General features: G+C 72.6%; 14 protein-coding genes and 1 pseudogene. 5 read left to right on the top strand and 10 right to left on the bottom strand.

The window, feature by feature from the left end:
• The 5 genes and pseudogenes from Ani05nite_RS16645 to Ani05nite_RS16625 all read right to left on the bottom strand — a co-directional run.
• A pseudogene (locus Ani05nite_RS16645) lies at window positions 1-1,154 on the bottom strand (tetratricopeptide repeat protein); the annotation flags it as partial.
• Window positions 1,151-2,911, bottom strand: coding sequence for an HSP90 family protein (locus tag Ani05nite_RS16640; RefSeq protein WP_203769311.1), 1,761 nt, complete (start codon window positions 2,909-2,911; stop codon window positions 1,151-1,153). The pseudogene Ani05nite_RS16645 and the gene Ani05nite_RS16640, both read right to left, overlap by 4 nt.
• 38 nt (window positions 2,912-2,949) lie before the next feature.
• On the bottom strand, window positions 2,950-3,483 hold the full coding sequence (locus Ani05nite_RS16635; RefSeq protein ID WP_203769309.1) for a VanZ family protein: 534 nt from the start codon (window positions 3,481-3,483) through the stop codon (window positions 2,950-2,952).
• A gap of 5 nt (window positions 3,484-3,488) precedes the next feature.
• Window positions 3,489-4,388: a sulfurtransferase gene (locus Ani05nite_RS16630; protein WP_203769307.1), complete on the bottom strand. Its 900-nt coding sequence runs from the start codon at window positions 4,386-4,388 to the stop codon at window positions 3,489-3,491.
• A 5-nt stretch (window positions 4,389-4,393) separates the two neighbouring features.
• Window positions 4,394-5,167, bottom strand: a complete 774-nt coding sequence (locus Ani05nite_RS16625) for an SGNH/GDSL hydrolase family protein (protein ID WP_203769305.1) — start codon at window positions 5,165-5,167, stop codon at window positions 4,394-4,396.
• A 132-nt stretch (window positions 5,168-5,299) separates the two neighbouring features.
• Here Ani05nite_RS16625 and Ani05nite_RS16620 point away from each other — a divergent pair, with 132 nt between their 5' ends.
• From Ani05nite_RS16620 to Ani05nite_RS16605, 4 genes are read left to right on the top strand one after another with little or no spacing between them, the layout of a single operon-like run.
• Window positions 5,300-7,024, top strand: a complete 1,725-nt coding sequence (locus Ani05nite_RS16620; RefSeq protein WP_203769303.1) for a proline--tRNA ligase — start codon at window positions 5,300-5,302, stop codon at window positions 7,022-7,024.
• Window positions 7,025-7,075: 51 nt separating this feature from the next.
• The gene (locus Ani05nite_RS16615; RefSeq protein WP_203769301.1) at window positions 7,076-7,468 is read left to right on the top strand and encodes a CBS domain-containing protein; all 393 of its coding nucleotides are present in this window, start codon (window positions 7,076-7,078) and stop codon (window positions 7,466-7,468) included.
• Window positions 7,469-7,490: 22 nt separating this feature from the next.
• Window positions 7,491-7,916, top strand: a complete 426-nt coding sequence (locus Ani05nite_RS16610) for a SufE family protein (RefSeq protein WP_203769299.1) — start codon at window positions 7,491-7,493, stop codon at window positions 7,914-7,916.
• A complete protein-coding gene (locus Ani05nite_RS16605) occupies window positions 7,913-8,554 on the top strand; it encodes a DsbA family oxidoreductase (RefSeq protein WP_203769297.1) in 642 nt (213 codons plus the stop codon). Before Ani05nite_RS16610 ends, Ani05nite_RS16605 begins: the two co-directional genes overlap by 4 nt.
• A gap of 16 nt (window positions 8,555-8,570) precedes the next feature.
• Here the strand turns inward: Ani05nite_RS16605 and Ani05nite_RS16600 are convergent, their stop codons facing one another.
• Together Ani05nite_RS16600 and Ani05nite_RS16595 are read right to left on the bottom strand one after the other, a co-directional pair.
• Window positions 8,571-9,092 carry a GNAT family N-acetyltransferase gene (locus tag Ani05nite_RS16600; protein WP_239130074.1) on the bottom strand — a complete coding sequence of 174 codons (522 nt, stop codon included), beginning with the start codon at window positions 9,090-9,092 and terminating at the stop codon, window positions 8,571-8,573.
• A 1,350-nt stretch (window positions 9,093-10,442) separates the two neighbouring features.
• Window positions 10,443-10,991 (bottom strand): YbaK/EbsC family protein, encoded by a 549-nt coding sequence (locus tag Ani05nite_RS16595; RefSeq protein WP_438845458.1) that lies wholly within the window; start codon window positions 10,989-10,991, stop codon window positions 10,443-10,445.
• A 94-nt stretch (window positions 10,992-11,085) separates the two neighbouring features.
• Between Ani05nite_RS16595 and Ani05nite_RS16590 the strand changes: the two genes are divergently transcribed.
• Entirely contained in the window at window positions 11,086-11,496 is a 411-nt protein-coding gene (locus Ani05nite_RS16590) for a hypothetical protein (RefSeq protein ID WP_203769295.1), read from the top strand.
• A 1-nt stretch (window position 11,497) separates the two neighbouring features.
• Here the strand turns inward: Ani05nite_RS16590 and Ani05nite_RS16585 are convergent, their stop codons facing one another.
• From Ani05nite_RS16585 to Ani05nite_RS16575, 3 genes are all read right to left on the bottom strand, one after another.
• Window positions 11,498-11,893, bottom strand: a complete 396-nt coding sequence (locus Ani05nite_RS16585) for an NUDIX domain-containing protein (RefSeq protein ID WP_203769294.1) — start codon at window positions 11,891-11,893, stop codon at window positions 11,498-11,500.
• 35 nt (window positions 11,894-11,928) lie between these two features.
• The gene (locus Ani05nite_RS16580) at window positions 11,929-13,236 is read right to left on the bottom strand and encodes a class I SAM-dependent methyltransferase (RefSeq protein ID WP_203769293.1); all 1,308 of its coding nucleotides are present in this window, start codon (window positions 13,234-13,236) and stop codon (window positions 11,929-11,931) included.
• Between the two features lie 92 nt (window positions 13,237-13,328).
• Window positions 13,329-13,865 carry a helix-turn-helix domain-containing protein gene (locus Ani05nite_RS16575; protein ID WP_203769292.1) on the bottom strand — a complete coding sequence of 179 codons (537 nt, stop codon included), beginning with the start codon at window positions 13,863-13,865 and terminating at the stop codon, window positions 13,329-13,331.
• Window positions 13,866-13,900: the final 35 nt, after the last annotated feature.

Genomic DNA, 13,900 nt, shown 5'->3' with positions numbered 1-13,900 from the left:
GGCTCGGCGGGCGCCGGCCGTGGCTGGGGGCGCGCGGCCGGGTGCCGGCGGGCCGACGGGGACAGCGGGAGCACCACGTCGTACGGCTCCGCGACCAGCTCCGCCGCGATCTGCCGGCTCTGCTCCGTCGTGCCGTTGCGCGCGTCGAAGCGCAGCGACAGCGCGGTGGCGTACGCCGCCAGCTCCTCGGCCAGCTCCCCGGCCGTACGGTCCTCCTTGTCCCGGCGGCGCACGATCGTCCGGCCGTGGCCCAGCGCGACGAGCCGGCGCAGCAGCAGCGCGGCCGACGCGGCGAAGTTCATCCCCGCGGCCGGCGACGGCGCCCGGTCCAGCCAGTCGATGTGCCGCTGGAGGATCTCCAGGCCGCGGTTCTCGTTGCCGGTCCGCGCGCAGAACGCGATGTGGTCGCCGATCTCCCACAGGTCGGCGAGGTTGCCGCGCATCAGCCTGTACGACCGCCGGTGCGCGTCCGCCGCCTCCTCGAACCGGCCGGTACGCAGGTAGGGCACCATCAGCCCGCTCAGGATCGTCTGCGGCTGCTCGGTGCAGGTCAGCCGGCCGGCCAGCACCGGCTCGGCCAGGGCCACCGCCTCGTCGTCGCGGCCCCGGCTGGACAGGTACGTGACCTGGGCGGACGGGTCGCAGCCGGCGCAGTCGGACAGGTCGTCGCGGGGTGTGGTGTTCCACCGCTCGTAGAGCTCGTCGGCCTCCCCGGCCAGGCCGACGTGGCGGGCCACCACGTACCGGTGCTTGTGCACGGCCTGCAGGCTGTGGCCGGCCCGCAGGTAACGACGCTCCATGTCGTCCAGGACCGCGTACGTGCGCTCCAGCGGCACCTCGGGAAACTTGGTCAGGGCCGAGACCATGTACTTGAAGTGCCAGAGCAGCTCCCGCTCGGTGCGGGCGTGGAACGGCGCCGGGTCCCGGTCGAAGTCGCTCAGGCACCACGAGAACGTGACGAACGACTTGGCCACCTCGCCGCCGTACGTGTACGCCGTCGTGGCCAGGATCCGCGCCTGATAGCCCAGCTCCCGGTCGCCGAGCGCGTCGGCGTGCCGGATGACCTGCTCGATGACCGCGATCTGGGCGGCGCCGTACGGCATCCGGTGGGCCTCCTGGAGCAGCCCCCACAACTCGTCGGCGGACCGGCTCACGGCGCCTCCCCCGGGACGGCCCGGCCGAGCAGGCCGAGGAACGACGTGTTGAGCAGCGCCGAGTCGGCCGGCCGGATCGGGTGGTAGCCGAGCAGCAGCGCCTGGCCGTACAGCGCCTCGACGGCCAGCGCGGTCAGCTCCTCCTCGCCGATCGCGGTGATCCGGCGCACCAGCGGGTTGCGGTGGTTGAGGACCAGCTGCGGGCGATCCGGCGGGTCGCTGTCGGCCAGGGCGTCCAGCACCCCGCCCCACAGCTCGTCGGCCTTCTCCCGGGTGGCGGTGAACTCCTCGTGGAAGTGCGCGGCCCGGCTGACCAGGTAGAGAGCCGGGAGGCTGGCCGGCTCGAACGTGCGCACGACCACCTCGCAGCCGAGCCGGTCGAGGCGGCGCTGCGCGGCCGACAGGAACGGGCGCAGCCGCAGCTCGGCGGCGGCGTCCACGGCGTCGAAGCGGGTCGCCAGGTCGGTCGGCTCCAGCCGCTCCACCCGCAGGGTGCGGTCCAGCTCCGGCAACCGCTCGATGATCTCGGCGTCGTAGGTGTACCCGCCGTTGATCAGCCCGACGTCCTGGGCGGCGGCGACGGCCGCGAGCTGGCGGAACTCGTCGGTTGTGGCGGCGTACCGGATGAGGCCGTGCCGGGTGCGGAACTCGGCCAGCGTCATCTGGCCGGTGTTGGTCTCCATCGGCCACCACTGCTCGACCAGGCGCAGCATCTCGTCGTCGTGCAGGGCGAGCGCCTTGACCCCGAGGTGGTGGATGCGCAGGAACTCGGCCAGCCGGCGCGGATCGGTCGACGCGAGCCGGACCAGCCAGCCGCGCAGCTGGTCGGCGATGGCCTCGCGGGTGGCGGCCAGCAGGCTGTCGTCGTAGAGCGCCTCGCGGCTCGCGGTCGGCCGCAACTCGGTGCTGTCGACCACGCAGCGGGCGAAGAAGGCCCACTCCGGCAGCAGCCCCTCGACCGCCTCGGCCAGCAGCATGCGCTTGAGGTAGACCCGGTGACCGCCGCGGGTGGCCGGATTGACCGGCGTGGGCAGGACGAACGCGGCCCCGGTGAGCCCGGCCTCGGGCACGTCCAGCTCGACGACGTCGAACGGGGTGAAGCCGAGGGTGCGCTCCGCGTACGAGATCGCGGCCCGGCGCCCGGCGGCCCACGGCACCTCGCCCACCGTGACGGTGGTGCCGTCCACCGTGACGTCGACCGGGAGCAGCGAGCCGTAGAGGGTGGCGAGCTGGGCGACCGTCGTGCCGAGCAGGAACATCTCCGACCCGCGGCGCGGGATCAGGGTCACCGACGTGCCGGGCTCGCGCTCCGGACCGGGCCGGACGTCGTAACGGCCGTCGGCGTACCCCGTCCACAGCACCGGCGCGGCGCCGGCCCGGCGGGTGTGCACCCGGATCTCGTCGGCGACCAGGAAGCAGGAGAGCAGGCCGATGCCGAACTGGCCGAGGAACTCGTGCCGGGCGAAACCCAGCTCGTCGCGCTTGGAGCTGCGGCCGATGGTGGCGAGCAGCTCGTGCACCTGCTCCTCGGTGAGCCCGATGCCGTCGTCGGCGATGCGCAGGCTGCCGTCGCCGGTCGTGGTGGAGGACTCGATGCTGATCCGCCCGCCGGCCCCGGCCTCGCCGGCCCGCACCGCGGTGATCGCATCGACGGCGTTCTGCAGCAGTTCGCGTACGTAGACCCGCGGGCTGGCGTAGAGGTGATGGCTGAGCAGATCGACGATGCCCCGCAGGTCGACCTGAAAGGTGTTGCTCACGTCGTTTCGTCGCCCTCCCCGTCGGCGCGCTGAGTCGCTCAGGGTACCGGCACGGTTTGACCTTCGGTGTCCGCCTCCACGACCCACCACGGGCGCGAGCAGGCGGCCGCCAGCACCGCGCCGGCCGTGTTCACGAGCACGTCGTCCACGCTGGAGACCCGGCCGATGGCGAGCACCCATTGCAGCGCCTCGATGAGGACGGCGCTGACCACGGCGATGGCCAGGATGCGCGGCAGCGAGGCGGCCCAGCCGTACCGGACCGGCAGGAACAGGCCCACCCCGGCGAGCACCGCGAGGTTTCCGCCGAGCTGGGCCACCGCCGTGCCGGGATCCCCGGCCAGCCACGACGGCAGGTCGTGCAGCGGCACGAGGTCGACCGACCGCGGCGTGCCCTGCGGCGTGAACAGCATGCCGAGAAACGGCAGGGTCCAGCACAGCAGCCCGATCTCGGCGAGGGACTCCCGCCGGGACCGGCTCCGGCGCCGCCAGAGGTACGCGGCGACGCCGGCGACCGGCAGCACCAGCAGGGTGACGATGATCGTGGCGCCGTGGTCCCGCCAGGCCGCTCCCATCCGGCTTAGGACAGGCCGCCGGGCTCGGATCCCTTGGCGATGGGCGCGCGCACGAGGTTGCCCCATTCCGTCCACGAGCCGTCGTAGTTGCGGACCTGCGGATAGCCGAGCAGGTGGTGCAGCACGAACCAGGTGTGGCTGGAACGCTCGCCGATCCGGCAGTACGCGATCACGTCGTCGCCGCTCTCCAGCCCCAGCTCGTCCCGGTAGATCTTGGCGAGCTCGTCGGCCGGCTTGAACGTGCCGTCGTCGTTGGCCGCGGACTTCCACGGCTTGCTGAGCGCGCCGGGGATGTGCCCACCGCGCAAGGCGCCCTCCTGCGGGTACGCCGCCATGTGGGTCAGCTCGCCGGTGTACTCCTGCGGGGAGCGCACGTCGACCAGCGGCCGCCCGCTGGCGATGTGGGCCATGACCTGGTCGCGGAAGGCGCGCAGGGGCCCGTCCTCGCGGCGGGGCACCGGGTAGGAGGCGCGGGGGCGCTCGGTGCGCTCCCGGGTCAGCTCCCGTCCCTCGGCCACCCACTTCTGCCGGCCGCCGTCGAGGAGGCGCACGTCGCGGTGCCCGAAGAGGCTGAACACCCACAGGGCGTACGCCGCCCACCAGTTGAAGTTGTCGCCGTAGAAGACGATCGTGTCCTCCCGGCCGATCCCCTTGGCCTCGCACATCGCGGCGAACGCGGCCGGGTCGAGATAGTCGCGGGTCAGCTGGTCGTTGAGCTCGAGGTGCCAGTCGACCTTCACCGCGCCGGGGAGGTGACCGGTCTCGTAGAGCAGCACGTCCTCGTCCGACTCGACGACCACGAGGCCTTCGGTGCCGAGATGCGCCGCGAGCCACTCGGTGGTGACCAGCTTGTCGGGGTGGGCGTACGCCTGCAGGGCCGGCGCCGGATCGTTCTCTACTGACATGTCACTCACGCTATCGCTTCGATGGGACGCAGCTCGGGACGCTTGGCCGTCACGAGATCACCGGAGGAGGCGCCGGCGAGACGCCGCTTGATCCAGGGCGCGAGGTGCTGGCCCGCCCAGCGCAGGTCGGCCCCGCGGGCCAGCAGCCAGGGGCTCGGCGCCGGCATCGGCGGCACGAGCAGCCACTCCTCGTCGACCCCGACCCCGAGGGCATCCAGCACGTGCGCGGCCACCCGGCGATGCCCGGCCGCCGACAGGTGCAGGCGGTCGGCGCTCCACAGCAGCGGGTTGTGGAAGGCCTCGTCGGCGAAGAGGTCGATCAGGATGGCGCCGTGCCGGTCGGCCAGCTCCCGGGCGCCGTCGTTGAGCGCGGCCGCCCGGGGCCCGACGATGCGCTGGCCGGGCAGGTGGGCGGTGACGTCGGCGAAACGGAACACGAGCACGTCGGCCCCGGCGGCCCGGAACCGCGCGATCACCGGGTCGATGCGGTCGACCAGGGCGTACGGGTCGACCTTGGGACGCAGGATGTCGTTGCCGCCGGCGGCGAAGCTCACCAGGCTCGGGCGCATGGCCAGCGCGGGGCCGACCTGCTCGGCGAGAACCTCCCCGAGGACCTTGCCGCGGACGGCGAGGTTGGCGTATCCGAAGCCGGGACCGGCGTCGACGGCCAGGCGGGCGGCCACCAGATCGGCCCACCCGCGATAGGTGCCGTCGGGATAGGCATCGTCCATCCCCTCGGTGAAGCTGTCTCCCAGCGCTACGAAGTTGTCCCAGCTCATGGCCGTCTCCCCCGTTCCGTGAGGCCGCTGAGAGCCCAGTTTTGCACCGGCCCGGCACCGACGGCAGAGTGACGCTGGCAACAGTGGATAACCGGATGATTCCTGTCGGTGGGGCCTTCTAGGCTGCCTCCCATGCTGCTGCGAATGTCCACGATGCTGCTCCGGACCCTGCGCGAGGAGCCCGCCGAGGCGGAGGTGCCGAGCCATCGGCTGCTGCTGCGCGCGGGCTACATCCGTCGCGCGGCTCCGGGTGGCTACACGTGGCTGCCGCTGGGCAAGCTCGTGCTCGACCGGATCACCGCGATCGTCCGGGCCGAGATGACGGCCATCGGCGGCCAGGAGGTGTCCTTCCCGGCCCTGCTGCCGCGCGAGCCGTACGACGTCTCCGGCCGCTGGACCGACTACGGCGACGACCTGTTCACGCTCAAGGACCGCCGCGGCGCGGAGCTCCTGCTCGCGCCCACCCACGAGGAGATGTTCGCCCTGCTGGTGCGGGACATGACCAGCTCCTACCGGGACTTCCCGCTGATCCTGTTCCAGGTGCAGACCAAGTTCCGCGACGAGGCCCGCCCGCGCGCCGGCCTGCTGCGCGGGCGCGAGTTCCTGATGAAGGACGCCTACTCGTTCGACCTGTCCGACGCCGGCCTGGCCGACTCGTACGCCCGGCACCGGGAGGCATACCAGCGCATCTTCGCGCGGCTCGGCCTCAGTCACACCATCGTCGCCGCGATGTCCGGGGCGATGGGCGGCTCGGCCTCGGAGGAGTTCCTGGCCCTGGCCGACGTGGGCGAGGACACGTTCGTGGCCTGCACCACCTGTGACTACGCGGCGAACACCGAGGCCGTGGTGACGCCGGTCCCGGCCGTGGCGCAGCGCGAGCACCCCCCGCTGACTGTCCACGACACCCCCGCCACCCCGACCATCACCGCGCTGGTCGAGCTGGCCAACGAGCAGGCCCTCGACGGGCGCACCGACTGGAGCGCGGCCGACACCCTGAAGAACGTCGTCGTCACCGTGCACCACCCCGGGCGGGAGGACAGTCTGCTGGTCGTCGGCGTGCCGGGTGACCGCGAGGTCGACCTCAAGCGGTTGGACGCCGCCCTGAGCCCGGCCACCGTCACCCTGTTCGACGACTTCGCCGCCCGGCCCGACCTGGTCCGGGGCTACCTGGGCCCGCAGGGTCTCGCGCTGCGCTACCTCGCCGACCCGCGGGTGGCGCCCGGCACCGCCTGGCTCACCGGGGCCAACCAGCCCGGCAAGCACGCGACCTCGGTGGTCGCGGGCCGCGACTTCACCCCCGACGGCACCGTCGAGGCGGCCGAGGTCCGCGCCGGCGACCCGTGCCCCGCTTGCGGCAGCGGCGAGCTGGCCGTCCGGCGCGGCATCGAGATCGGGCACATCTTCCAGCTCGGCCGCCGCTACACCGAGGCCTTCGCCGTCGACGTGCTGGGCGCGGACGGCAAGCCGGTGCGCCCGACCATGGGCAGCTACGGCGTGGGCGTCTCCCGTGCCGTCGCGGCGGTCGCCGAGCAGCACCACGACGAGCGCGGCCTGCTCTGGCCCGACGAGGTGGCCCCGGCCGACGTGCACGTCGTCGCGGCCGGCAAGGACGGTCAGCTCGGCACCGCCGAGGCGCTGTCGGCCGAGCTGGTGAGCCGCGGTCTGCGGGTGCTGCTGGACGACCGGCAGCAGCTCTCGGCGGGCGTGAAGTTCACCGACGCCGAGCTGATCGGCGTCCGGCGCATCGTGGTGGTCGGCCGCCGGCTGGCCGAGGGGTACGCCGAGATCCGCGACCGGCGCACCGGCGAGCGACACGACGTGCCCGTCACCGACGTGGTGCGTGTAATGACCGAGTAGCCCGGGTACGGCCTGGGCAGGAGTGACACGAGAAAACGGAGGTCACGACCCATGGCGAGGACAACTGTCGCCGACGTCATGACCCGGCGGGTGGTCTACCTGCCGGGCGGCACCACGCTGGACGAGGCGGCGCAGGCGATGCGTGACCAGTCCATCGGTGACGTGGTGGTGACCGACGGCCCGACCATGTCGGGGCTGGTGACCGATCGCGACATCGTGGTCCGTGCGATCGCCGAGGGCCTGCCGCCCCGGTCGACCACCCTGGCCTCGATCGCCACCCGCGAGCTGATCATGATCGAGCAGTCGGCCGGCGTGGACGAGGCCGTGCAGGCGATGCGGGAGCGCGGCGTCCGCCGGCTGCTCGTCTGCGACGCCGACCGCAAGGTGGTCGGCATCATCAGCCTGAGTGACCTGGCCCTCCTGCCGAGCTCGACCGCGGCGTGACCCCTCGACGTAGGGTCGGACCGTGAGCGACATGCCTGCCAAGCTGGCCGAGATCGTCGACGACTTCGCCTCCGCGCCCCGCGAGGTCGTGCTCGAGATGCTGCTGGAGTTCTCCGACGCGGTGCCGCCGCTGCCCGAGTCCCTCCGGGGGCACGAGGGCATGGAACAGGTGCCGGAGTGCCAGACGCAGTTCTTCCTGCGCGCCGAGGTGCAGCCCGACGACACCGTCCGCAGCTACTTCGACTGCCCGCCGGAGGCCCCGACGACGCGGGCGTTCGCCGGCATCCTGGCCGAGGGCCTGGAGGGCGCGTCGACCGGCGAGATCCTCGCCGTGCCGGACGACCTCTACAACCGGATGGGGCTGGGCACGGCGATCAGCCCGCTGCGCATCCGTGGCGGCACGGCGATCCTGGGCCGGCTCAAGCGGCAGATCCGCGAGCAGTCGTGAACCTGGAGATCTGGTACGACCTGGTCTGCCCGTGGTGCTACCTGGGCAAGCGCCGGCTGGAGGCGGTGCTGCTCGACTTCCCCGGCGATGTGTCGATGACCTTCCGGGCGTACCAGCTCGACCCGGAGCCGGTCGGGGCGCCGCTGCCGCTGGAGCGGGCCATGATCGCGAAGGTCGGCGACCCGCGGCGCGTCGGGCAGATGCTGGCCCATGTGACGACGGTCGTCCGCGGCGCGGGCCTGCCGCTGGAGTACAACCGCGCGGTCGCGGCCAACACGTTCGACGCGCACCGGCTCGTCGCCTGGGCCGCGGCCCAGGAGCTGCAACTCACCATGATCGAGACGCTGCAGCGGGCCCACTTCGCCGACGGCGCCGACCTGGGCTCGCACGCGCAGTTGGCCCGGCTGGCCGGCGAGATCGGGCTCGACGAGCGGGCGGCGCTGGCCTACCTGGCCGGCCCGGCCGGCACGGACGCGGTCAACGCCGACCTGGCCGAGGCCCGGGAGCTCGGCATCACCAGCGTGCCGACCTTCGTCGTCGACCGCCGGTACGTGGTCCAGGGCGCCCAGGAGCCGGCGGCCCTCCGCTCGGCCCTGGAGGAGATCGCCCGGCGCGAGGCCGTCGACGCCACTCGATGACGTTCCACGTGAAACATCATCGAAGCTGGTGAATGGGGCGCACCATGGCGACCCGGTGTTCGGGGTCGAGCCCGTGCGCGGCCTCCTCGACCAGCAACGCCGCCAGCTCGGGCCCGTGGACCGCGGAAGGCAACACGGAGAAGCCGAGCCGCTCGTAGTAGGGCGCGTTCCACGGCACACTCCGGAACGTCGTCAAACTGAGCGCACCCAACCCGCGACCGGCGGCCCAGCTCGTCACGTGATCGATGAGGTCCCGGCCGATCCGCCGGTGCGCGTGGTCGGGCAGGATGCTGACCTGCTCGATGTGGGCCCGACCGTCGACGAGGTCGACCAGGATGAACCCGAGGGGCCGATCGTCGCCGTCAACCGCCACCCAGCAACGGCCGGCGCGCTGGTACTCGGTCAGGGCGGCGATCGTGGGCTCGGGATGGTCGGCGATCTCGGGCATCCCGACATCCCGGAAGAGCTCACCGGCAGCGAACTCGATCCGCTGAATGGCGATGAGGTCCGAGGGCCGGGCAAGCCGAATCTCCGTCACGCCCCGACCCCACCACCGCCGAGCTCCCCCGTCCACCGAATTGCCGCCCACGCCGACCGCCGCGCCGGGCGGGTAACCGGGGCCGGGGGCGATCCGGACGGGTGCCCACGCGAGCGTCCGCGATCCGCTTCTGCCCAACGCGAACCCCCGAACCCCGACACCGACGACCCACCGACCACCGCACCCCACCAGCTCCAACCGCATGCTTGGACACCGACTCGTGCAGGGATCGGCAGTGTGAGGGAGATGGACGGGGACCAGTCCGTGCCCTCGGCGCGATCGCGGGGGTCAGGGCCGGAGGGCCGGAGGGCCGGTGACGGTAGTCGAGGCGGATGACTGGTAGCCGTGGTCAAGGACGGCGTGATCGAGGACGGCGTGCCGGTCGCCGCGGTCAAGGACAGCGTGCCGGTCGCCGCGGTCGAAGACAGCGTGCGTGGGGTGGCGGTTGCAGAAGGCGACCTACCGCAATACGCCGCGGCTTGTCTCGGTCGCGCAGGTCAGATCCGGCCGCTGCGACGCAGTCGTGCTTCATCCCGGCGAAGCAGCGCCTCGGTCAAGGCACGGTCATGGATGCTGCCGGCTCGGCCAACCGAGCGAAGGATCTGCCACCGGTCCCAGAGCCCGGGTGAGGTCGGTCCTGGTGCTTCGGCCGGAGTGGAACACCACCACTGACGCAACGGGCGCCCACCGCCGCATTCAGAGGTTCGGCGATTAAGCCGGCGCGCGGATGAGTGACGGCCGCTCAGCCGTTAGCAGGCGCTGACGCCCGAGGCGTTGCGGACGCAAAACCTGCGTCCCAGGGTGCAGCGGAGCCCCGCAGACAGCCGCCAGTGCCGCGCGAATGCCGACGGATTCACTCGATGCGCCCAGCTGGGTCGTCGCCGGCGGCTGCCCGGGCTTGCCAGACCCCCTGAACTCAAGCCACCACCGGACTCAAGCCACGACCGGACTCAAGCCACCACCTGGACAAGCCACCACGCGCGCGCAAGCCACCCTTGCTCACAAGCCACCCTCGCTCGCAAGCCACCCCATACTGGAGCAATCCCGACGCTGACCAGCAAAGAATCCCTCCGCACGACCGCATCGCACACCCGGTTGGGAGACCGCCGAAGCGACTGAGCTCGATGCCGGCAGCCACGCGACGACCAGCCGAACGCCCATCCCCGCCCCGACCGGCCCGCCCCGCCGCCCCGCTGATCTCAGCAAAACGAACCCGGCGCGAGCCACCACCCCGACGGGTCAGCCCGGCGGATGACCGCCGGCCCGGACCACCGCAACGCTCAAAGCTGCGGGTACAAAACCCCGGTGTTGCGGTTGGGGTTCACCCGTCCCCGTACCGGATAAAGAAAATCACCCCTCCCGCGCCAACCCGTCGATGACCTCGGCCCCGGGCAGGGCCCCCAACGCCGGCCCCGCAATAGCGATCTTGCTCTGCCGCACCCCCGACCCGATGATCACGTGCGGCGTCGCCACCACCCGCGCATCGACCAGCACCGGCCACGACTGCGGCAGCCCGATCGGCGTGATCCCCCCGTATTCCATCCCGGTGAGCCGCACGGCCTCGTCCATCGGCGCGAAGCTCGCCTTGCGCACGTCCAGGTGGCGGCGCACGATCCCGTTCACGTCGGCGCGGGTGGTCGCCAGGATCACGCAGGCCGCGTAGCGGGTCACCTCGCCGCGGCGGCCCGCCACGATCACGCAGTTGGCCGATTCCGCCAGGGTCACGCCGTAGGCTTCGCAGAAGGCGGCCGTGTCGGCCAGGCCGGCGTCGATCGGCGCGACCAGCACCTGGTCGCCGTCGATGGGCGCTTCGGCGGGCCACACCTCCAGGGCCGCCGCGACCGGGGCCGCCAGCAGGTCGAGCCGGGACACCGCGGGTTCGAGCTTCAGGGATCCGATCACGTCCGTCATCGTCCCCCGAAGCGGCGCCCGCTAACCAGTGAAGTCACCCCGCTCCTCAGGCCCGGGGCGATCCTGCCGACTGTCAGTGGATGTGGAGGAGAGACGCGCCGCGCGGGTCGGGACCGTCAGCGGTCTCGCGCTGCTGGCCGGCGGCACGGCCGTGGCCGCGGTTGCCGGGGGCGCCCATTCCGTCTTCGCCACCTTGCTGCTGGGCCTGCTCGCTCTCGGGCTGGGCCACGCGCTGCTGACCGAGATCAGGCGGCAGGCCGGCCGCCGCGGCGGCGGCTGGGCCGCCCAGGACAGCATCAACACCGTGCTGCTGGCCGGCTGGGCGGCGGGCGCTCTGACCATGGCGGTCCTGCCCGTCGTGCCGGTCCCGGTCCGGGCGGTGGGCGCGCTTTTGACCTTGGGGTACGGGCTGAGCTGCGCGTCCTTCGTCCGGGAGCGTCGCCGGGCCATCTCCGCCCCGGCCGCCGAGGTGACCTCCGGCCCCGCCGGCTGACTCACTCCACCGGCAGGGCGACAATCATCGGCGGGATCGGCAGGCCGGGGCCGTCCGGGCGTACCGCGGGCAGCGGCACCCAGTCCAGCCCGACCGGCAGGGGACCGCCGACGTGCGCGCCCAGTTCCGGCTCGCCGTCGCCCACGGTCACCGCGAACACCGACGTCATTCCCGACGGGTAGGGCAGGTCCAGCAGATACCGGGCCTCCTTGACCACCAGGCCGACCTCTTCGAGCACCTCGCGGCGTACCGCGTCCTCGGCCGTCTCCCCCGGGTCGATGCCGCCGCCGGGCAGCGTCCACCACTCGCGGTTGCCGTCGCGCAGGCTGCGTTCGTGCACCATCAGGACCCGGCCGTCCCGCACGATGATGGCCGCAGCGCGTTTCCGTCCACTCACGAGTGAAGGCTAACCGCCGGACCGTGGCCGTATGGTCACGGGGAACCGACAGCCGGGTGTATCCCGCACGGCTCCCAGTCCTTTCTGGTCGCGGCCAGGCCGGAGGAGCCGTCGTGGCGGGCCCGGACGCACAACACCTGATTGACCCCGATCCGCCCCCGCTCGAACGACAGAGCCGACGCCGCCAGGTACAACCGCCACACCCGCGCCCGGCCCGGCCCGGCCAGCCCCACGGCGGTCGACCACGCCGCCTCCAGGTTGCCGACCCAGGCCCGCAGGGTGCGTGCGTAGTGCTCGCGCAGCGCCTGCACGTCCCGCACCTCGAAACCGGCCTCCTCCAGCAGCGACACCGTGGTCGCGAGCGGCGCCAGCTCGCCGTCCGGGAACACGTAGGCGTCGATGAAGGAACGCCGCTTGCGCTCGCCAGGCGGCGGCTGGCGCAGCTTGGCAATCTGGTGGTTCAGCAACCGCCCACCCGCTTTGAGCTGCCGGAACAGAGTGGCGGCGTACGCGGCGTAGTGCCCGGCGCCGACGTGCTCGGCCATGCCGATGCTGGCGATCGCGTCGAACGGGCCGTCGTCGAGGTCGCGGTAGTCCTGGATCCGGATCTCCACGTGCGCGGCCAGCCCGGCCTCGGCCACCTGCTTGCGGGCGTGGTCGGCCTGTTCCGCCGACAGCGTGATGCCGACGACGTCGACGCCGTACGCGCGGGCCGCGTGCAGGGCCAGGCTCCCCCAGCCGCAGCCCACGTCCAGCAGCCGCAGGCCCGGCTCGAGCCCGAGCTTGCGGCAGATCAGGTCGAGCTTGTCGCGCTGCGCGTCGGCCAGCCGGTAGCCGGCGTCCGTGCCGGTCCAGTACGCGCAGGAGTAGACCATGCTCTCGCCGAGCACGAGGCGGTAGAAGTCGTTGCCGACGTCGTAGTGGTGGCTGATCGCGCGGCGGTCGCGGCCCCGGCTGTGCCGCGAGCCGCGCATGGTGATCTCCTCCGGCGGCGGCTTGGGGTGCGGGCCGAGCAGGCCGAGGCGCATGAGCTCCGCGGCGACGGCGCGCTTGGGCAGTCCGTGCGCGTCGGCGCCCCGGAAGATCAGGGTGGCGAGCCGGTCGAGCGCCGCGAAGAGGTCACCCTCCACATCGAGGTCGCCCGAGACGTACGCGCGGGCCAGACCGAGTTCGTCGGGGCGCCAGACGAGCCGGCGGACGGCCCGCCGGTTCCGGACGATGAGGACGGGTGTCCCGGTGGGGCCGGTCTCGGAGCCGTCCCAGGCGCGCAGGCGCACCGGCAGTGGGGCTTGCAGCAGGTTTTCCAGCAGTTCACGGAGCTGAGTGGCAGTGGAAGAAGTCATCCGACCTCCCGGGACCTCCCGCAGGAACGTGGTTGAGCTGACTATCCGCCCGGCGCCGGGCAGCCGACAGACGGCTGTGACGCACGAGTCACTCACACGCTGCGCAGCACCCGTTCGAACTTGTCCGGCGGCATCGCCCGGGCGTGCTCGCGCCACCTCTCGGCGAAGGCCGCCACCACCGCCTGCCGTTCGCCCTCCGGCAGGATCCCGGCGAACGGCGAGGTCTTGCGCAACTCGACGGCGTACGCGGCCGACGAGGTGAGCGCCTCCAGCACGGCCTCCACGCCCTGCTCCAGCACGGCGTCCCACCGGTCCAGCCACTCCCACCGGCGGCCCTCGGGGTGCATCCGCCGCAGCCGGCGCAGGTTGATCGCCGCCGCGGCCAGCACCGCCCCCGGGTCCCGGACTATCCGGCCGGCCACGGCCCGGTGCAGCCACAGCGTCTCCAGCTGCTCCCGGTCCATCCGCGGTGTGATCAGGGCTTCCACGTCGCAGCGGCGCATGCGCCGCTGCGAGCCGATGGTCACGTACGGCAGCAGTCCCCGCAGGCAGAGATCGGCCACGTGCGCCCGCGACGAACGCAGCAGCACCGCCGCCTCGCCGGTCGTCAACCACTCTCGTGTGCGCATCGTCACACGTGGATATTGACGGGAGCGCCGCCGCA

Origin of the sequence: Actinoplanes nipponensis (genome assembly GCF_016862275.1) — a bacterium.
Taxonomy (GTDB): domain Bacteria; phylum Actinomycetota; class Actinomycetes; order Mycobacteriales; family Micromonosporaceae; genus Actinoplanes; species Actinoplanes nipponensis.
This window is presented reverse-complemented; position numbering and strand designations above follow the sequence as displayed.

Coding starts and splice junctions, on each gene's coding strand:
- Ani05nite_RS16620 (WP_203769303.1), top strand. CDS start 5,300: ATGCTGCTGCGAATGTCCACGATGCTGCTCCGGACCCTGCGCGAGGAG.
- Ani05nite_RS16630 (WP_203769307.1), bottom strand. CDS start 4,388: ATGTCAGTAGAGAACGATCCGGCGCCGGCCCTGCAGGCGTACGCCCAC.
- Ani05nite_RS16580 (WP_203769293.1), bottom strand. CDS start 13,236: ATGACTTCTTCCACTGCCACTCAGCTCCGTGAACTGCTGGAAAACCTG.
- Ani05nite_RS16635 (WP_203769309.1), bottom strand. CDS start 3,483: ATGGGAGCGGCCTGGCGGGACCACGGCGCCACGATCATCGTCACCCTG.
- Ani05nite_RS16575 (WP_203769292.1), bottom strand. CDS start 13,865: ATGCGCACACGAGAGTGGTTGACGACCGGCGAGGCGGCGGTGCTGCTG.
- Ani05nite_RS16625 (WP_203769305.1), bottom strand. CDS start 5,167: ATGAGCTGGGACAACTTCGTAGCGCTGGGAGACAGCTTCACCGAGGGG.
- Ani05nite_RS16615 (WP_203769301.1), top strand. CDS start 7,076: ATGGCGAGGACAACTGTCGCCGACGTCATGACCCGGCGGGTGGTCTAC.